We start from the raw sequence: 18,385 nt of genomic DNA on the forward strand, positions 1-18,385 counted from the left end.
ATTTCAAACGAATCGCGCAATTAAAACAGCTGTTCAGAGAGCCTGAGAGGTGCCGTCATGAAACAGAAACTGGTCGCATCAAGCCTGATCGCCGCATTGGTATTCGGCGTCCCTTTACAACTCGCACGAGCCGCCGTTTATAACAACGGCACGGCCACGGCAACCTTCACCGTCACGATCATCCTCAACGCGAACTGTTCGATCACGGCCAACCCGCTGAATTTCGGCACCAACGGCGTGCTGGGCACCGCGATCAACCAGCAGAGCACCGTCGCAGTCACCTGCACCAACACCACGCCCTACAACGTCGGACTCGATGCCGGCACCGTCACCGGCTCCACCGTCGGCACGCGGCTCATGGCGGGCACCGCCACCGGCAACACCGCGACCACCGTCGCCTTCAATCTTTACCAGGATGCCGGCCACGGCGTGCCCTGGGGTAACACGCAAGGCACCAACACGGTCAGCGGCACGGGCTCGGGCAGCGCGCAATCGATCGTCGTGTACGGTCAGGTGCCCGCCCAGGCCACCCCGCGACCCGACACCTACCAAACCACGGTCACCGCCACGGTCTACTTTTGACACGCGGTCCTGAGCACGGCGCGCGCGCCGTGGCCGGGCCGCGTCGTCGGCGGATCATCGGTGTCTGCGTGGGGTGCATGGGGTGGCTGGGGCTCGCGTTCGCCTCGTGCGCCCCCGCCGCGACCTTGCAGATCTCGCCCGTGATGGTCGACATGCAGGCCGACGCCAACGCCACCGGCATCACGCTGAAGAACCCCGGCGACAAGCCGCTGTTCGGACAGGTGCGGGTGTTCCGTTGGGATCAGGCGAGTGGCGACGACGCGCTCGACGCAACGCAGGATCTCGTCGCCAGCCCACCGCTGATCCAGATCGCCGGTCACGCCGATCAACTGGTGCGGCTGGTGCGGACCATTCCCGCGCCGACCACGGCCGAGCAGAGCTATCGCGTGCTGATTGACGAACTGCCCGAGCCCAACGCCGCGCCCGCCAACGGCGTGACGATCCGTTTGCGCTACTCGGTGCCGGTGTTCGTCGAACCGCCGGTCGATATCGGTCAGCCGAAACTGAACTGGCATCTCGTACGAGGCCCGCAGGGGTGGCTGCTGCGGGTGGATAACTCGGGCAGAAAACGCGCGCAGATCGCAGCCGTCCAGTTGCTCGACCGGGCCGGCAACAGTTATCCGGTCAACAAGGGTCTACTCGGCTATGCGCTGGCGGGCCGCACCCGGAACTGGCCCATCACGCTGCCCGACAACGTCGCGCGAAGCGGCGCGCTGAAACTGCGCGCCGCGATCAACTCGCTGCCGGCGGAGGCCACCGTGAACGTCGAGTAAGGTCGCGCCCGCCGCCGCGCCCCACGGTTGCGCCCAAGGTCACAGGGAACGCACACGATGCACCGCCAAGCTAGCGAACAGAATGACACGACGCCGACAACGTCATCGATGCAAGCCCTCCACCTTTGCGCTGGCCGTCACGCTATCCCTGCTCGGCGCAAGCCCGGTGGGTGCGCAGGCACCGTTGCTGTTCGCGGATACCGCGGCCGATGCGCGCGTCGATATGGGCGCGGGCGCGAAGGTCACGGTGACCGCTGCCGCGGCCCCCGCGTCCGCCGCCTCGAATGCGCCGCCCGCCGCGATCGCTGCCGGTCGTGATCTCTATCTCGAAGTCATGCTCAACGGCCAGCGCACTTCGTTGATCGCGCATTTCCGCGAATCGGGCGGCCGGCTCAGCGCGACCGTTAAAGACCTCGACGACATCGGCATTGTCACGAACCGCAGCGGCGCGGATTCCGCTTCGCTGTATCTCGATCAGATCGACGGCCTGCAGTTCCACTACGATGCCGCCGGCCAGAGCATCGACCTGCTGGTGCCGGACGCGATCCGCAAGCCGTATACCTTCGACACCCGCGGTCTCACGCCGACGCCGAACGCCACCTCGGGGCGCGGCGTCCTGATCAACTACGACGCGTTCGCGCAGACCGACAAAGCCGCGCAATTCGCGCTCTGGAGCGAGGAGCGGTACTTCGATCCGGCCGGCGTGCTGAGCAACACGGGCATCGCGTACCTGTACCGCGATATCCATCGCTACGTGCGTTACGACACGTCGTGGAGCATGTCGAATCCCACCGCGCTCAGCACCACGCAATTCGGCGACACCATCTCCTCGTCGCTCGACTGGAGCCGCTCGATTCGCATCGGCGGTTTCCAGTGGCGCAGCAACTTCACGCTGCGCCCCGACCTCGTGACGTTTCCGGTGCAGGCGCTGTCCGGCACCGCGGTCGTGCCATCGGCAGTGGATCTGTACGTGAACAACGTGCGGCAGTACAGCGCGAACGTGCCGAGCGGACCGTTCATCGTCAACAACGTGCCGGGCATCAACGGCGCGGGCCAGGCGACCGTCATTACGCACGACGCGCTCGGCCGCACGATTGCGACGTCGATCCCGCTCTACGTGGATACGCGCATGCTCGCCGCCGGCCTGTCGAGCTATTCGTTCGAAGCCGGCTTCCTGCGCCGCCAGTACGGCATCGATTCGTTTTCCTACGATCCACGTCCGGCCGTGAGCGCCACCGCGCGACGCGGGATTACCGACAGCGTGACGCTCGAGAGTCATGCCGAAGCAACCGGCGGCCTCGTCAACGCAGGCGCCGGCGGTCTGGTCCGGCTGGGCATGGCGGGCGTGATCAACGGCTCGTTGTCGGCGAGTGCGGGCAAGCTGACCGGCACTCAGGCCGGCCTCGGTTATCAACTGATCGAACCCGGCTTCTCGATCGAAGCGCAAACGCTGCGGGCCTATCAGCATTACGGCGATCTCGCCGCGCGCGACGGCACGCCCGTGCCCACCGCGACCGATCGCGTGACGCTGGCGCTGCCGTTTTTCGGCCAGCAGACCGTGGCGCTCAGCTACATCGGCTACCGGTTTCCGGGCGTGCAGGCCTCGCGCATCGGCTCGCTGTCGTACACGGTCAACTTCGGCAATCTGGCTTCGCTCACGCTCAGTGCGTACAAGGATTTTCTGCAACACGACGCGCAGGGCGCGTTTCTGACCGCCAGCTTCGGCCTCGGCAACAACACGTCGATCAACACGACGGTCGGTCGTCAGAACGGGCAATCTTCGTACAACCTCAATGCGCAACGCGCGCCCGATTACGCGGGCGGCTGGGGTTGGGGTGTGCAGGCGGGCGGCTCGGGCGCCGTGCCATATCGCCAGGCGCAGGCGCAGTACCTCGGCAAGTACGGCGAAGTGACGGCGGTCGCCCAGGACATCGACCGGCGCGCGGGCGCGTCGCTCGACATGACCGGCGCGATCGTGCTGATGGATCACACCATCCAGCCATCGCGGCGCATCGACGACGGCTTCGCGCTGGTCTCCACCGACGGCGTCGCCGGCGTGCCGGTGCTGCACGAGAACCGGGTGATCGGCAAGACCGACAGCGGCGGCCATCTGCTGATTCCCGACCTGAACGCGTACCAGCACAACCAGGTGGCGATCAACTCGATGAATCTGCCCGCCGATGCGCAGATCGCCACGACCTCGATGGACCTCGTGCCGAAGTCGCATGCGGGCGTGCTGGCGACTTTCCGGGTGTCGCGCTACAGCGCCGCCTCGGTCATCTTGCGCGGCGCCGACGGCAAGCTGCTGGCGCCCGGCACGCGCGTGCGCCACGTCGAAAGCGGCGGCGAGACGATCGTCGGCTACGACGGCCTGACGTTCATCGAGAATCTGCAGCACGACAATCATCTCGACGTGGATCGCGATGCGATGCATTGCAGCGTCACCTTCGTCTACGAACGGCCCGCGAACGGGGGTCTGCCGACTTATGGGCCTTTGACCTGCGCCGGCTCGGGCTCGGGCTCGGGCTCGGGCTCGGGCTCGGGCTCGGGCTCGGGCTCGGGCACAAGCGCGAACGCGAACGCGAACGCGGCTCAGGCGGCGCCATGAAGCGGCTCGTTCTGCGTCTCGCGTTGTGTGTGCTGCTCGGCGGCATGTTCGGCATGCTGCCCACGCACGCGAGCGCGCAGACCTGCAACGCGAGCGCGTCGCCGCTCAGCTTCGGCAATGTCAGCCCGATCGCACTCAGCGCGGTAGCAAGCACCGGCACGGTGACCGTATCCTGCACCTGGCCCGCCACCACCTTGCTGGTCAGCGTGCAGGTGTGTCTCAATCTCGGCGGCACGTCGCCGCGTTACATGAGCGCGGGGTCCAACCAGTTGCAGTACGACCTGTATCAGGATGCGGGGCACTCGCAGCTATGGGGTTCCACGACGCTCGGCACCACGCCGATCTCGCTCGTGCTCAACAAGCCGCTGACCGGCACAACCGCGTCCGCGTCGGTCAATTACTACGGCCAGATCGCCGCCAATCAGCCGACCGTGCCGAGCGTCAACAACGCCAGCACCGACTATTCGCAGACGGTGGGTTCCACTTCGCTGACCTATGGGTTTTTTCTGCTGCTCTCGCCGGGCTGCGGCGCGTTGACCACGAGCGCGGGCAGCTTCGGCTTTACGGTGGGGGCGACGGTCGTGAACAACTGCCTGATCAGCGCGACCAACATGGCGTTTTCCGCGAGCGGGGTGTTGAGCTCGCGGCTCGACGCCGGCAGCACGATCAGCGCACGCTGCACCAATGGCGACGCTTACCGGATCGCGCTTAGCGCGGGTTCGAGCGGCAGCATGACGGCTCGTCAGATGCAGCGCACGGGCGGCGGCGGCGTGGTGAACTATCAGCTCTACACCGACTCGGGCCGCAGCATCGCGTGGGGCGACGGCTCGGCCGGCACCTCGACGGTGGACGCTGTTGGGACCGGCAATGCGGTGACGATCAACGTGTACGGACGCGTGCCAGCGCAGAGCACGCCGATGCCAGGCTCCTACAGCGACACGATTACTGCGACGATCAGCTTTTAGAGGGGGAAAGCGCCTGAGATGGCGCGAGCGCTACCAGGACGATAGCGACTGGAGCGACAGCGGCTATGACGAAGGCGCCTAGAATTTGACGGTCCAGACCGTCTGCTGCACGCCATGCGTGGCGGCGAAATCCACCGGCTGCGCAGTACTCGTCGCAGTATCTTCGGGTCCGACCGGGTCGAAGCCGAGCTGGTTGACCTGGAAAGGCGCGCTGTGCAGACAGGTCACCGCGGGCTGGTCGGCCACGCTGACCAGATCGGCGGACTGCACGCTGCAGGTTTCCTGCACGACGAGACTGACGGCGATCGACGCGAGTTCCGTCGGCGCCGCGTCGGACGCCGTCGGCAACGCCAGAATCGTCAGGGTTGCCGCCAACGCGGCGGCTCGGTTGCGAAGCATCATGGTGACCGGAATAAAACGGGACGGAAGGAGATTCAGGTTTTGTCGGCATTTTCACCGAAAACTTAAGCCTGCTCTGTACGGTCCGTCCCGGATCGATTCACTTTAGATCATCCCGCGCCACGCCGCGTCATTTCAGGTTGCTTCGCACACCACCTCGAACTTCAGCAGTTTGGTCGGTCCGAACGCGTTGCTGATGGCCACGTCGGCCGCGTCACGGCCACGCGCCATCAGCACCCGGCCGGTGCGCGGCGCGTTGTTGCGTGGATCGAAGGTCTGCCAGCAGCCGCCCACATACGCCTCGAACCATGCCGCGAAGTCCATCGGCGCATACGGCGGCGGCAAACCGACATCGCTGATGTACCCCGTGCAATAACGCGCCGGAATGTTCATCGCCCGGCACAGCGCGACGGCCAGATGCGCGAAGTCGCGGCACACGCCCTGCCCTTCCTGCCACGCTTCGAACGCGGTTTTGGTCGGCCGGGCAAAGCCATAGCCGAACTTGATGTGCTCGTGCACGTAGTTGCAGATCGCCTCCACCCGGATGCGGCCGAGCGGAAGATGATCGAAGTTCTGCCACGCGAAGTCGGACAGCAGATCCGTTTCGCAGTAACGGCTGCCGAGCAGGTACAGCAGCGCATCGTCGGGCAGATCTTCGACCGGATGCTGCAGCACGAACGGCGGCCGCTCTTCCGGCATGGACGGCACTTCCAGCACCGCGCGCGTCGAAAATCCGGTGCGCCCCGGCGGCGCCACCAGCCGGCTGCACAGATTGCCGAAGCTATCGCGGTACTGATGAATCGGCACGGGTGGATCGACGCTCAGCAGGTCCGGCTCCAGCACTTCTTTGGCGTGCGAATAGTGCGTGTTCAGCATCAACAACATCGGCGTCGGTTGGACGCACTCATAGACCAGCTCGTAGCCAACGCGTAATTTCATCGCGGCGCCCTCTTTCGGTTGAAACACACGGTTGACGCGCACAGCGAGCCGCTCGGGCGACTCCTGGTTCACACGCTCTCACTTGCCCTGCCATGACCGGGACGCCTTGCCTAACCGCCCGCCGTCACGCTCACCTCGACCTCCAGACCTAAAAACGAATTCGGCTTGCCATGCCAGGTGCCCCACAGCGGCAGCGCCTGGTAATAATTCCACGCAACCGCGGCGCGAATCAGGTGACGGTTGCCGACGATGCTATTGGTCGGATCGAAATCGACCCAGCCCGCGCCCGGCAGATAAATCTGCAACCACGCGTGCGTCGCGCCGCCGCCTTGCGTCGCGTCGTGCTCCGGCACGAACAGATAGCCGCTGACGAAACGCGCCGCCAGACCCAGCGAGCGCACTGCGTCCATCATCAGCACCGCGAAATCGCGGCAGCTGCCGCTGCGCGTGCGCAACGTGTCGCCGGGACGATTCACGCCTTTCTCCGTGCGGCGCACGTAAAAAAAACTGCTTTTGATTTCGAGCGTCATCGCGCGCAACAACGCCATCGTGCCGCCGCCTTTGCCCGATGCCGCGCCGCTCCCCGCGACCGGGATGAAACGACGCGCCCACTCGTCGACTTCGGGGTCCGGATGCTGGCGGCTGCGCGCGTTGACGAGATCGGACGCTTCCTCGTTGGTGTAGGCGAACGGCCAGTTCACGGCGTACGGTTCGAGTGCGTAGTCGGGCATCGGCGTTTCGACGTGCTCGATGGTTACTTCGCTGTGGAAACGCAATTCCCGGGCCTTACCTTTGAAAGTCGCGACCGCCACCGAGTTGTCGAACACGTCGTGCAACCAGTGCAGCCGCTCGGGCTTCGGGGTGATCACCAGTTCGGTAGTGACGAGGCGTAGATCGTGACTGGCGCGCGGGCGGAACATCATGCGGTGTTCGCCGAAGCGCACGGGTTCCGAGTAACGATAGATGCTGAGGTGACGAACCGTGAATCGCTGCGGCTCATTCATCGGAGCATTCGCAGTGAACGGTGTGATCTGAATGTGCGGCGGGCGTTACTGTGACCATCGCTTTCTCGTTTGCAGGTGGCCGCGCCCGTGGCATCCGAAAGCGCACGGCACGACCTGACACGGAATGAGCCACCGCCGGAATCAGCGAGGTCGGGTGCGCTCAATGAGCAGCGATCGGTCGAGCATACACCCGCCTAATTAATGGAAAACATTCATTTGCGGGTGGCGGGGGGGTGAATTCGCGGGTGTCTGCCTGGTGCAAGCAGGCGATGTCGCAGAAGGCGAAGTTGTCGGCGGAAGCTGTCGCGCGCTTTATGCGCCGAATCTGCGATCAGTTACTCTTCTGATGGTCTGCCAATGGGATGTTGTGTGAGATTCAGAAGTTTCCTGACATCCGGCCGGCCCAAGGCAATCACGTTGAGCATTGCGACTCCAAGCTGTCGAGCCAGTTCGTCGTCGAATCTGACTGCTTCATCGTCAAGGAAAAATGGCACCGCCATGCTTGCAGCCACGAGCGGAGCCAGCTTTGCTGAATCTACAGCTTGCATTGTCAATTGACGAGGATCGTCGGTGTAAGTGACGACCACGGAATACGGCGGATGATTGACCATCAATACCCCCTGCATTGTTGAACGTGACGCCACCGATTCCCCTCGAAGCGCCATCGATCTTATAAGAGCTTGTCTAACGGGCTTTCCGTGAATGTCATGAACCGTTTGAGATCGGGTTGACCCATTGACAGGAGTGCGACGATTTCACCGCATCCTCCTTACCAGCACACTCGCAGGTCTCCACCACGTCTAATACCCCACAAAACCCATAAGCCGTTGAAGTGCTTGCCATTTTTACCGCAACGACAAAGCACAGCAGCGCTCGCAATGAGTTATTCGCGCGCGACGCCGGACGCGTCCTGAGAAGCGGCCGCAGTCGACGCATCGGTCTCGCGCGCCTGCGCACGCCATTGCTGACGGGAGCGCACCATCCTGCGCACCGCGAGCCGCGCCATCTTGACCCAGCCCGATGGCCGCGGGTCCGCGAGCATGCTCAACGCGCGCGCGTAGTCGAGTGTGAGACCGGGCGTCCATGCCATCGTCGCCGCCCGCTTGCGCAGTTGCGCGGCGACCCACAGCTCGGGCGTCATGATCACCCGCAGGAAAGGCCGCCATCCGCCGAGCCTGCCCCACACGCGCGCCGATGCACCTTCGATCGCCGCTTCCAGCGCGCGCGACACCGTGCTCGAACAGTTGCGATGCGTGAGGTTATAAGTCGTGTCCTGCCGATACACGTCCCAGAAACGTTGCAACCGCACCGGGTCGTAATTACGGATGCGCACCTGAACCGTCGACGGGCACCACGCTTTCGATTCGGTCGGGTAATCGGGCTGGAATAAGCCCGGTATGTCGTTCTCGCGAGTAGCGCGCAGCAGTCGCGCGAAGTCGTCGGGCGAGCGGTCGATCTCGACGCCGGGATACAGGCTGATATAAATGCCCTCGGGCGATTCGAGCGCGGCGTGACCAGTCGAGATCACGCCGTTGCGGTCGACCGCCGCGATGTAGCGATCCACGATGAGCTGACGGCGCGCTTCGCCTTTCGCGGAGCCGACCGGCGTCCAAACGTGCACGGTCAGCGCGGCTTCGTCGACGGCGGGCGGGCCGTCCCATTCCATCGCCGCGCTTGCGCCGGGCGCCGACGCGCCGGGCGCCGATGCGCCAGCGGTCGTTGCGCGCGCAGCCGTCGCATCGGCCTCGCTCACGGCGTCATCGAGGGAAGAAGCGGGGATAACCGCGAGCCGTCGCACCCGCGTACTCAGCAGCAGCATGTTCCAGCCGCCGAAGATCAGGCCAAGCCCGAGACAGTACGGCACGGTGCCCGCATAGTGCGTCGGATACGGTTGATAGAAGAAAATCGCCAGCGCGATTTCGACGACGCCGCCGATCATCGCGAGCCGCCACGTCCGGTAACGCACGACGCGGGCAGAGACGATCTGCAGCAGACCGTCGGCGAGAAACAGCGTGCCGAAAATCATCGACAGGATGAAGTGGCCGTGATGATGGCCTGCGAGAATCAGCGAGGCCGCGACGCAGAACGTCAGACCTTTCGCATAGCGCAGCGTGCGCTGGCCGCCCATGCCGGTCCACGCGACGGCCAGCGTGGCGAGACCTTCGATCAGCAGCAAGGCCGCGAACGGCGTGATCGGAAAATACAGCGCGCCGTCGAGCGCGTCGATGAACACCAGCACGCCGAGCAGCAGACTCAGCCAGCCCATCAGTCGCAGCGAGCGCCAGCGCTGGCGCAGGTAATCGACACCTAGCAGGATCATCACCAGCCGAACCATCGCGGGACCTCCGTAGTCGATGCGCGCACTGCACGCATCTTAACCACATTCACGGCGGCAACGGTTCGACCGACCAGCGCAGTCAGGCCGTCGCGGCCTGCGGCGTGGCGAGACTGCCGGCGCCTTGCCCGCTCCCCTGCTCACCGCCCAGCGCGTCGAGCAGATCCGCCAGCATGCGGTCGAGTTCGGCGCTCATCAACGTGAAGTCGGAATCGAAGCGTTCGTCGTCGTTCTGCGCGGTGGGATCGCTCGCTTCCTTCAACACGTCGAGCGGCGTCACGCGCTTGATGGTCAGCGACGGCGTCAGCACGAACGACACGCGGTCGTTCCACGTCATCGCGAGTCGCATGCATTGCTTGCCGGCTTCGATATGCCGGCGCATGTCGTCGGTGTCGAGCGTGTGTCCGACGTAACGCACGGTCGCGTTGCCTTCGGCGGGCGAGCGCAACTCGGTGTCCTGATCGAGCGTGAAGCCGGCCGGGCCTTCGCCCGACAACAGCCAGCCCGTCATCGCCGAGACCGGCGCGTGCGCGACGCGCACCGTGCCGAGCGGCAACTGGTCGATCGACTTCACGAGCAGAGCGCGCACCTCGTCGGCTACCGCCTGCGAGGCGGCGTCGATCACGAGCCAGCCATGACGCGTATCGATCCACACGCGCGTATCGCGCCGGATGCTGAAGGCGCGCGGCAGCAACTCGTCGGTGACCTGTTCCTTGAGTTCGCGCATCTGCTTGCGCCCGGGCTTGAAACCCTGCTGATCTTCGAGATCGGCGGCGCGCGCCTTCGTCACCTGCGTGACCACCGATGCGGGCAGCAATTTCTTTTCGGCGCGAAACACCAGCAGCATCTGGCCATTCAAGGTGTACACGAGCGAGTCGTCGTCGCGCGGCGAAGCCCAGCCCTGGCTTTGCATCTCGACGCTGTTACCCGGCGCGAACGCATGCGGCGCGAGCCACTTCTGCATCTGTTCGGGGTTGACGGACCACGGAGCGGGAAGGCGGTGAAGCTGGAGGTTTTTGAACCACATGGGCAGGGAATGTCGAGCAGGAAAAGCGCGCCATTCTATATGACGACGCGGGCGCGGCCGGCTAGCCGAGCCCGCGCCGCCCGGCTCAACTGAATGCGCGCTTGATACGCGACTTGAGCAGCGCGCGGCGCAACCGGCCCGTGCGCTCGGGCTCGCTCACGGCTACGCCGCCTTCCACCGCGCGGCCGCGGCGCAGGAAATACCGGTCGAACGTCGCCTGCGTCATGCCCCACTTGTTGAGGAACTGGCGACGCCCGTCGTTCTTGACGACCTTGCCGGTGCTCTTCTGCTGGAAGTGATAGACGAGACTGTCGCCGACGCCGAGAAACACGCGGCAACCGGCGTCCCACAGTTTCATCGAGAAGTCGTTGTCGCTGCTCATGCCCGGGCTCAATTCGCTGCTGTAGCCGCCGACCTTGTGCCACCAGTCGCGATGCACGAGCGTGGGCGGCCAGGTGGCGCCGCGCCAGTCGGCGCGCTTGAGTGTCGACGTGGCGGCCACCAGTTCGTCCGCCCGGAAACTCTCGACGTCGCGGCCGAAGTTCTGCACGACCACACAGGGATTACCCGAATCGACCGGTTCGATCATCGTGCCGGACAGCATGAACAGACGATCCGCCGGCATCTGCGCGAGCCGCCTGACGAGCGCGTCGTCCCAGCCGGGACAGCAGTACATGTCGTCGTTCATGTACACGACGTACTCCTGCGTGGCGCGCGCCGCCGCCAGGTTCACCGCATGACAGATGCCGATGTTGCCGGGCGACGCGGTATGTTCGATGCCCTCGTCGCGCACCCAGGCGAGCGTGCCGTCCGACCCGTCGTTCACGTGCACGATGATCTGATGCGCATGCGTCGAATGACGCCGCAGACTCTCGATCACGAGCCGCAGATAAGGCAGGTTGTTCCAGGTCGGGATGATGATTGAGAACATCGATTCGGTCCGTTGAGCTTGCCGACGGCCATCCGCCGACCTTCCGTTTTGCCCGGAATTGTACCGCCCGCGTTCGACGCGCCGACAAATTCCGCCCTTGCCCGGTCGCGCGGGCCTGGGGAGAACCTTACCGTGTGCGACAGCAAGCATTTTGCAAGGAGGGGCACGGTTATAATCCCGTTCGCTCTACCGTCTCAAAACTGCCAACGAGGCGTCCGGCCCCGCAACTTCACCACCGGAACGGTAGTGTTTATAAATATTCCGACTCTATGATTTTTGCTCCCAGTCTGGTCTGGCTCAGCACGGCACTCCTGTTTCTGGCGCCCGCGGTGAATCTCGTGTGGCGTGGCGGCACCGGCTACTGCTTCTTCGCTTTACTGGCGCTGGCGCTCGGCGCCGCGATCGTCAACCGGCGCACACCCGGCTATTTCTCCGGCTTGCGCACCTATCGCTGGTACTCCATCGGCATGCTGGCGCTGGTGGTCGCGATCGCCGTGCAGCAGGCGCTGTTCGGCTACTGGCTGCCACGCCAGTTCGACGCGCTGTCGCGCTTCGTGCTCGCGTTACCCATCTTTCTGCTGCTGCGGCAATTGCCGTCGCGCCATCTGCGGATGATCGGCTGGGGCTGCGCGGCGGGCGCCGTCGCGGTCGGCGTCTGGGCAGTGGTCGATCAGCCGCCCGGCGGCTGGACCGATGCGAACCGCCTCGCGAACTCGTACACGAATGCCATTCCGTTCGGCGACACGGCGCTGCTGCTCGGCTTCCTGTCGGTGTTCACGCTCGGCTGGGATAGCCCGCGCGACTGGCGCGTGCTGGGCGTGCGTCTCGTGGCGCTGGTGGCCGGCGGTTACGCTTCGTATCTGTCGGGCACGCGCGGCGGCTGGCTCGCCGTGCCGGTGTTCGTCGTGCTGCTGGGGTTTCAGTATCAGTGGTTCGTCCACAAGAAACGGCTGCTGGTCGCGACGCTCGCCATCGTCGTGCTGGCCGTCGCGCTGTATTCCACCGAGCGCATTCACAAGCGGCTCGACGAAGTCACCACCGACGTCTCGATGATGCATCAGGGCGAGGACTACACCTCGGTCGGGCTGCGTCTGCAACTGTGGAACGCGTCGCGGCTGATCTTCGCGCACCATCCCGTCTACGGGATCGGCAAGGGGCGCCTCGTCGACGAGTTGGGTCTGCTTGCCAAACGCGGCGAAGTGAAGCCCGAGATCGTCAATGAACGCGCGCATAGCGACTTTTTCTCGACGCTCGCGGAAATGGGCGCGGTGGGCGTCGTCTGCCTGCTGCTACTCTACTTCGGCATGTCGGTGTATTTCTGGCGGCACCGGCGGTCTACCGACCCGGCGATCCGCGCGGCTTCGTATGCCGGGCTCGCCGTTGCCACGAGCACCGTCGTCTTCGGGCTGACCATCGACGTGCTGGTGCCGATCATGGTGACCGTGCTGCTCGCGCTGCTCGTGGCCGCGTTGCTCGCGGTGATCGATTCGCGCAAGCGCGAACTGGCGGCGGGTGGTGCGGCGTTGCGCCGCTAACCGTCGACTAAGCGCTGAAGCGACTGAAGCGACCACGCGCCTCGTCTACCGCGTGAACAGTTCAACCAGCGCCGCGACGTGCGCATCCACGCTGGGGTCGTAGACCAGACTGCTGCGCGGGTCCTCGATGCGAGCGTAACCGCTGTTCAGTTGCGCGAGCGCAAGCTGGATGGCGCGCTCGAAACTCCCCGGCGTTTGCCGCGAAAATTCGATTTTTGCCGATCCGGTGACGGTCTCCGCCGAGCCGACGTTATCGGCGATCACGAGCGGCGTACCGCACATTACCGACTCCACGCCGACCAGACCGAACGGCTCATACGACGACGCCACCACGGTGAAATCGGCCGCCGCGAACAGCTTGCCGATTTCGTTGCAATAGCCGACATAGCGGATCGTCTCGCTGGTTTTCGGCACCGGACGTCCGGCTACCACGAGGCACACCGGCAACGTGGTCTGCGCAAAAAAAGCTTCCAGCAGCGGATACCCTTTGCGCTCGTGACTGGTGGACGAAAACACGAAGATCGCCCGATCGGACGGCAAATCGAATTCGCGGCGCACCGCCGCGCGCGCCGCGTCGTCGAGCGGCTGGAAGCGCGCCGTATCGACCGGCGGATAGAGCACGTCGATGCGTTCGGCCGGGACGTCGTAGAAACGCTGCAACTCGCGGCTCATCAACTGCGAATGGGCGACGATCCCGCGCGCCTCGCGATACACGCGCCGCTCCAGTTCGATCTGCCATTGGTCGCTGCGGCGTGCGCTACGCCCCGCCGCTTCCAGCGAGCCGGGATGCGTGCCGCCGCACAACGCGACATCGGCATGCGTGGAGTGGTTGATCGAAAACACGCAGGCCGGCCGATGACGTTTGAGCCGTTGCTTCAGACGCCAGTCGAACGCGAGATTGCGCAGCTTGCGCGGCGCCCAGCGCACGTTCAGCGGCTGCGCGTCGATCCATGCCGCCTCGGGCAGCGAACGGTCGATTTCGCGGGCGTACAGCGTGGGACGCATTCCCAAACGATGCAGACCGGCAATCACGTCACGCGTGTAGCGTTCGGCACCGCCGCTGTTCTTCAGTGCCTGGGCAGTCAGGGCGATGTCGGTGAGTGAAGCACGGGTCGGGTCGGACAAGGATCGGATCTCGTTGAAGCGCACCTGCGTGGCGGAGGCGCGGGTAGTGTGCCGGTGAGGTGCCGGGGACGCCGCGGTGATGTGACGACGACGCGGCGGTTCCGGCGGCAGCGGCAATTGTAAAGGATGGGTTCAGGGGTACGCGTTGTCTGCATGCCTCGGTCCGGGTCGGTCCGGGTCGGCGCGGGTTGGCGCGCTCCCCTCGCGCAGGCTGGCCGCGACCGATTAGAATCGAGCCGATCCGCTTCTCCACCGATTCCATGACCGATAGCCCGTCGCCCTCGATTACCGCCGCCGCGTCGGACCCCGCCCGCCCTCTGGTGTCGATCCTGCTGATCGCCTACAACCAGGAAAAGCCGATCGTCGACGCGATCCGGAGCGCGCTCGCGCAGACTTATCAACCGCTCGAAATTCTCGTGTCCGACGATGCGTCCAGCGACGGCACGTTCGCCGCCATCGAAGCGACGCTGGCCGGCTACACCGGGCCGCATCGCGTGAGCGCACGGCGCAATGCGACCAACCAGGGCATCAGCACGCATCTGTCGCAACTCGCGCAACTCGCGCAGGGCGAATTGCTGTTCGTGGCGGCCGGCGACGACATGTCGGCGCCGAACCGTTGCGAGCGCGTGGTCGATTTCTGGCTCGCGCACGAGCGCCGCCCCGACCTGATCGCCACCGATCTCGCCGATATGGACGAAGCGGGCCACGTCCACGAGCGGATGGCGCCGACCGAACTCGACACCTATCGCAGCTTCGACGACTGGCTGGTGCGCCGGCCCTGGCTGATCGGTGCGGCGCACACGTGGTCGCGGCGGTTGTTCGAGCGCTTCGGGCCCATGCTGCCGGGCGCCGCGGCGGAGGATCAGATCATGGTGTTGCGCGCGATCCTGTCGGGCGGCGCGATGAGCCTGCGCGAACCACTGGTGCGTTACCGGCGTGGTGGCTTGTCGCGCAAACGCCGTTACGGCTCGGTGGCCGAGTTGATCGCGCGCATGCGGCAGAGCAATCGATATGGTCTGGCGGAGCTGGCGCAGTTGCAGCGTGACGCCGAGGTCGCCGGTGTGGGCGAACGCATGCGCGCGGCGCTCGCGCCCAAGCTCGCGCGCGAGCGCTTCATCCATGACATGTTCGAGGCGCGTTCGGGCGGTGAGCGGGTGGCGCTGCTGCTGAAGAGCGCAGGCGTGAAGCCCGGCTTGCGGGTGCGCATGTTCCTCTATGCGAGTTGCCCGGCGGTCTATGCGCCGGGCATCTGGCTCAAACGGAAGGTGCGGGGCGAGCGCGGCTGAGTGTCGCGTTTGTGTTGCGTTTGTGTTGCGTAGCGTCGAGGCCTAGCTTCCGCTCTGCTGGAACTGGATGCGGTGCAGATTGGCGTACATGCCGTTCTGCGCGAGCAGTTCGCGATGGCTGCCGCTCTCGACGATACGCCCGCCCTCCATCACGAGGATGCGGTCGGCGCGCTCGATAGTCGACAGGCGGTGCGCGATGACGAGCGTCGTGCGGCCTTTCATCAAGGTTTCCAGCGCGGCCTGCACATGACGCTCGGACTCGGAGTCCAGCGCCGAGGTGGCTTCGTCGAGAATCAGGATCGGCACGTCCTTGTAGATCGCGCGCGCGATGGCGAGGCGCTGGCGCTGGCCGCCCGACAGCATCATGCCGTTGTCGCCGACGAGCGTCTCGATGCCGTTGGGCATCGCCTCGACCGTTTCCCACAGGTTAGCCGCACGCAGCGCCGCTTCGACCTTGGCGGCGTCGGCCTTCTGCCCGTAAGCGACGTTGTTCGCCACGGTGTCGTTGAACAGCACGACGTCCTGGCTCACCATCGCGATCTGGCTGCGCAGCGCGTGCAGATCGTATTCCGGCAACGCGACGCCATCCACGAGAATCGCGCCGCCGCTCGGATCGAAAAAGCGCGGCAGCAGGTTGACCAGCGTAGTCTTGCCGCTACCCGACGGACCGGCGAGCGCGATCATTTCGCCCGGCGCGACCTTGAACGACACCTGATCGAGCGTGTGGCGGTTGTGGGTCGCGTTGCTGCCATAGCTGAACGACACGTCGCGGAACTCGACTTCACCGCGCGCGCGTTCGAGCGTCTTGCCGCCGCCGGCCGGCTCGAGCGGTTCGTCGATCAGACCGAAGATCAGTTCGCACGCCGTCATGCCGCGCTGCAGCGGCTGGTTGACGTCCATCAGATGCTTCAGCGGGGAGATGATCAGCAGCATCGACGTGACGAAGGCGACGAAGCCGCCGACCGTGGTCTGGTCCGACGACGACTGCACCACCGCGATGGTGATGACCACGGCCAGTGCGATGGAAGCCAGAAATTGCGTGAGCGGCTGGGCAAGACCACCCGACACGGTCACGCGCATGGCGTAGCCGCGCAGCCGGCGCGCCATCGACGTGAAGCGTTCGATCTCGTACGGCTCGCCGTTATGCACCTTGACGACCTTGTAGCCGCCAACCGTCTCTTCGACGATGTACGACAGCTCGTTGGTCAGCAATTGCTGCTCGCGGTTCAGACGCCGCAGACGGCGGCTGATCTTGCCGACCAGCCAGCCGATGCTCGGCAACAGCACGGCGACGATCAAGGTCAGACGCCAGTTCAACAGAAACAGATAGCCGAGCAGAAAGATGACGGTGAGCGAGTCCCGCACCAGCGTCACCAGCACGCTTTGCAGCACGGTGAGAATCTGGTTGACCTCGAAGACAATGGCGTTGATGACCGTGCTCGCCGTTTCGCGCTGGAAGAACGCGACGCTCGTGTGAACCATGCGCTCGAACATCTTGAGCCGTAGATCGAGCAGGATCTTGCTGGTCACGTAAGCCAGCAGATAGCCGGACGCGTATTGCGACAGGCCGCGAACCAGCGCCAGCCCGATCACGGCGAGCGGCACGAACCAGGCGGCCTTGTCGCTGGCGTGCGTGCCGAAACCATGGTCGAGCAGCGGTTTGAGCAAGGCGGGGATGGCGGCGTCGGTGCCGGCGCTGACAGCCATGGCCGCGATGGCGGCGAGAATCACCCACAACAGCGGCCTGAGATACGGCCACAAGCGCCGGAAAACGACCGCAGGCGACGATGCCTCGCCTGAACCGATGGGTTTGCTTAACGTTGGCTTCGCGCTCAAGGAATCCTCTGGGAATGCGGAACGGCTCACGCGCGGTGACGGGAATGCCTGCCGTGCGCAATATCAAAAATGAGCATTGTAAACGCTCGACGACGGCTGACGGACGCTGTGTATACTTGCGCGACTCTTTGCGCCCAGCCGCCTCTCTTACGCCAATTCCACGTCATCCGGTATGCAAGAAACCACTCTCGGCGTCGCCATCATCACGAAAAACGCGGCCGTGCGACTGGCCGACTGTTTGCGGGCCGTCGCCTTCGCCGATCAGATCGTGGTGATCGACGGCGGCAGTACCGACGGCAGCGCGGAGATTGCCCGCGCTCACGGCGCGCGAGTGATCGAGCAAACCGACTGGCCGGGTTTCGGCCCGCAAAAGAATCGCGCGGTGGACGCGCTCACGACCGACTGGATTCTCTCGCTGGACGCCGACGAGATCGTGTCACCCGAACTCGCCGCGGCCATCCGCGCGGCGCTTGCCGCGCCCACGGCCGATGTCTACGCGGTGGACCGTTTGTCGAGTTTTTGCGGCCAGTGGGTGCATCACAGCGGCTGGTATCCGGACTGGATTCCGCGTTTGTTCAAGCGTGGCGCTGCGCGTTTTTCCGCCGACCTCGTGCACGAGCGACTCGTTTTCGATACGCCGGCGCAGCGTCTCACGGGCAAGCTCATGCACTACTCGTACGAAGACTTCGAGGGCGTGCTGCGCAAGCTCGATACGTATTCGACGGCGGGTGCGCAGCAACGCCATGCGAAGGGTAAGCGCAGCAGCTTCGGCCAGGCGCTCGGGCGCGGACTTTGGGCATTCGTGCGAACTTACGTGTTGCGGCGTGGCTTTCTCGATGGCCGCGCCGGCTTCATGATCGCGGTGTTCAACGCGGAAACCGTGTATTACCGGTTTCTCAAGCTTGCCTGGCTGGAGCGGGCCGATCGAAGCCGCGAATGAAGGGGCGAATGAAGGGGCGAATGAGGGGCGAATGAGGGGCGAATGAAGGGGCGAATGAAGGGGCGAATGAAGGGGCGATTGAGGGGCAACCTCAGGCTCG

The 18,385-nt window shown here is 64.9% G+C and carries 16 protein-coding genes; 7 read left to right on the forward strand and 9 right to left on the reverse strand.

The annotated features are described in order from the left end of the window. The first annotated feature begins 57 nt into the window (after window positions 1–57). The 4 genes from FQ746_RS07825 (at window position 58) to FQ746_RS07840 (ending at window position 4,928) form a co-directional block, all read left to right on the forward strand. Complete coding sequence (locus FQ746_RS07825; protein ID WP_144108369.1) at window positions 58–582, forward strand: spore coat U domain-containing protein; 525 nt, start codon at window positions 58–60, stop codon at window positions 580–582. Between the two features lie 77 nt (window positions 583–659). After that, window positions 660–1,355, forward strand: coding sequence for a molecular chaperone (locus FQ746_RS07830; protein WP_144108448.1), 696 nt, complete (start codon window positions 660–662; stop codon window positions 1,353–1,355). An 82-nt stretch (window positions 1,356–1,437) separates the two neighbouring features. Beyond that, window positions 1,438–3,963, forward strand: a complete 2,526-nt coding sequence (locus tag FQ746_RS07835; RefSeq protein ID WP_260853933.1) for a fimbria/pilus outer membrane usher protein — start codon at window positions 1,438–1,440, stop codon at window positions 3,961–3,963. Next, the gene (locus FQ746_RS07840; RefSeq protein ID WP_144108370.1) at window positions 3,960–4,928 is read left to right on the forward strand and encodes a spore coat U domain-containing protein; all 969 of its coding nucleotides are present in this window, start codon (window positions 3,960–3,962) and stop codon (window positions 4,926–4,928) included. Before FQ746_RS07835 ends, FQ746_RS07840 begins: the two co-directional genes overlap by 4 nt. 78 nt (window positions 4,929–5,006) lie before the next feature. On the opposite strand, the gene FQ746_RS07845 is transcribed toward FQ746_RS07840, so the two are convergent. The 7 genes from FQ746_RS07845 to FQ746_RS07875 form a co-directional block, all read right to left on the reverse strand. Further along, window positions 5,007–5,327 carry a hypothetical protein gene (locus FQ746_RS07845; RefSeq protein WP_186310672.1) on the reverse strand — a complete coding sequence of 107 codons (321 nt, stop codon included), beginning with the start codon at window positions 5,325–5,327 and terminating at the stop codon, window positions 5,007–5,009. Between the two features lie 135 nt (window positions 5,328–5,462). After that, window positions 5,463–6,266 (reverse strand): transglutaminase-like domain-containing protein, encoded by an 804-nt coding sequence (locus FQ746_RS07850; protein ID WP_144108372.1) that lies wholly within the window; start codon window positions 6,264–6,266, stop codon window positions 5,463–5,465. A 110-nt stretch (window positions 6,267–6,376) separates the two neighbouring features. Continuing rightward, entirely contained in the window at window positions 6,377–7,270 is an 894-nt protein-coding gene (locus FQ746_RS07855) for a transglutaminase N-terminal domain-containing protein (protein WP_144108373.1), read from the reverse strand. Window positions 7,271–7,605: 335 nt separating this feature from the next. Then, window positions 7,606–7,881: a hypothetical protein gene (locus tag FQ746_RS07860; protein ID WP_144108374.1), complete on the reverse strand. Its 276-nt coding sequence runs from the start codon at window positions 7,879–7,881 to the stop codon at window positions 7,606–7,608. 272 nt (window positions 7,882–8,153) lie between these two features. Continuing rightward, a complete protein-coding gene (locus tag FQ746_RS07865; RefSeq protein ID WP_144108375.1) occupies window positions 8,154–9,605 on the reverse strand; it encodes an HdeD family acid-resistance protein in 1,452 nt (483 codons plus the stop codon). Between the two features lie 82 nt (window positions 9,606–9,687). Continuing rightward, on the reverse strand, window positions 9,688–10,632 hold the full coding sequence (locus FQ746_RS07870; RefSeq protein WP_144108376.1) for a recombination-associated protein RdgC: 945 nt from the start codon (window positions 10,630–10,632) through the stop codon (window positions 9,688–9,690). An 85-nt stretch (window positions 10,633–10,717) separates the two neighbouring features. Next, window positions 10,718–11,563, reverse strand: a complete 846-nt coding sequence (locus FQ746_RS07875) for a glycosyltransferase family 2 protein (RefSeq protein WP_144108377.1) — start codon at window positions 11,561–11,563, stop codon at window positions 10,718–10,720. A gap of 269 nt (window positions 11,564–11,832) precedes the next feature. Between FQ746_RS07875 and FQ746_RS07880 the strand changes: the two genes are divergently transcribed. Further along, entirely contained in the window at window positions 11,833–13,098 is a 1,266-nt protein-coding gene (locus FQ746_RS07880) for an O-antigen ligase family protein (RefSeq protein WP_144108378.1), read from the forward strand. A 45-nt stretch (window positions 13,099–13,143) separates the two neighbouring features. Here FQ746_RS07880 and FQ746_RS07885 read toward each other — a convergent pair whose 3' ends face one another. Beyond that, a complete protein-coding gene (locus tag FQ746_RS07885; RefSeq protein WP_144108379.1) occupies window positions 13,144–14,223 on the reverse strand; it encodes a glycosyltransferase family 4 protein in 1,080 nt (359 codons plus the stop codon). Window positions 14,224–14,483: 260 nt separating this feature from the next. On the opposite strand from FQ746_RS07885, the gene FQ746_RS07890 reads away from it, so the two are divergent. After that, the gene (locus FQ746_RS07890) at window positions 14,484–15,509 is read left to right on the forward strand and encodes a glycosyltransferase family 2 protein (protein ID WP_144108380.1); all 1,026 of its coding nucleotides are present in this window, start codon (window positions 14,484–14,486) and stop codon (window positions 15,507–15,509) included. 42 nt (window positions 15,510–15,551) lie between these two features. Here the strand turns inward: FQ746_RS07890 and msbA are convergent, their stop codons facing one another. After that, a complete protein-coding gene (msbA, locus tag FQ746_RS07895) occupies window positions 15,552–17,345 on the reverse strand; it encodes a lipid A export permease/ATP-binding protein MsbA (protein WP_144108381.1) in 1,794 nt (597 codons plus the stop codon). Between the two features lie 172 nt (window positions 17,346–17,517). Here msbA and FQ746_RS07900 point away from each other — a divergent pair, with 172 nt between their 5' ends. Further along, complete coding sequence (locus FQ746_RS07900; protein WP_144108382.1) at window positions 17,518–18,285, forward strand: glycosyltransferase family 2 protein; 768 nt, start codon at window positions 17,518–17,520, stop codon at window positions 18,283–18,285. Window positions 18,286–18,385 lie beyond the last annotated feature (100 nt).

Source organism: Paraburkholderia sp. BCC1886 (assembly GCF_900996245.1).
Lineage (GTDB): Bacteria > Pseudomonadota > Gammaproteobacteria > Burkholderiales > Burkholderiaceae > Paraburkholderia.

Excerpts from the sequence above, each read along its gene's own strand:
- FQ746_RS07825 (WP_144108369.1), top strand. The coding sequence starts at position 58 with ATGAAACAGAAACTGGTCGCATCAAGCCTGATCGCCGCATTGGTATTC.
- FQ746_RS07830 (WP_144108448.1), top strand. The coding sequence starts at position 660 with ATGGGGTGGCTGGGGCTCGCGTTCGCCTCGTGCGCCCCCGCCGCGACC.
- FQ746_RS07835 (WP_260853933.1), top strand. The coding sequence starts at position 1,438 with ATGACACGACGCCGACAACGTCATCGATGCAAGCCCTCCACCTTTGCG.
- FQ746_RS07840 (WP_144108370.1), top strand. The coding sequence starts at position 3,960 with ATGAAGCGGCTCGTTCTGCGTCTCGCGTTGTGTGTGCTGCTCGGCGGC.
- FQ746_RS07845 (WP_186310672.1), bottom strand. The coding sequence starts at position 5,327 with ATGCTTCGCAACCGAGCCGCCGCGTTGGCGGCAACCCTGACGATTCTG.
- FQ746_RS07850 (WP_144108372.1), bottom strand. The coding sequence starts at position 6,266 with ATGAAATTACGCGTTGGCTACGAGCTGGTCTATGAGTGCGTCCAACCG.
- FQ746_RS07855 (WP_144108373.1), bottom strand. The coding sequence starts at position 7,270 with ATGAATGAGCCGCAGCGATTCACGGTTCGTCACCTCAGCATCTATCGT.
- FQ746_RS07860 (WP_144108374.1), bottom strand. The coding sequence starts at position 7,881 with ATGGTCAATCATCCGCCGTATTCCGTGGTCGTCACTTACACCGACGAT.
- FQ746_RS07865 (WP_144108375.1), bottom strand. The coding sequence starts at position 9,605 with ATGGTTCGGCTGGTGATGATCCTGCTAGGTGTCGATTACCTGCGCCAG.
- FQ746_RS07870 (WP_144108376.1), bottom strand. The coding sequence starts at position 10,632 with ATGTGGTTCAAAAACCTCCAGCTTCACCGCCTTCCCGCTCCGTGGTCC.
- FQ746_RS07875 (WP_144108377.1), bottom strand. The coding sequence starts at position 11,563 with ATGTTCTCAATCATCATCCCGACCTGGAACAACCTGCCTTATCTGCGG.
- FQ746_RS07880 (WP_144108378.1), top strand. The coding sequence starts at position 11,833 with ATGATTTTTGCTCCCAGTCTGGTCTGGCTCAGCACGGCACTCCTGTTT.
- FQ746_RS07890 (WP_144108380.1), top strand. The coding sequence starts at position 14,484 with ATGACCGATAGCCCGTCGCCCTCGATTACCGCCGCCGCGTCGGACCCC.
- FQ746_RS07900 (WP_144108382.1), top strand. The coding sequence starts at position 17,518 with ATGCAAGAAACCACTCTCGGCGTCGCCATCATCACGAAAAACGCGGCC.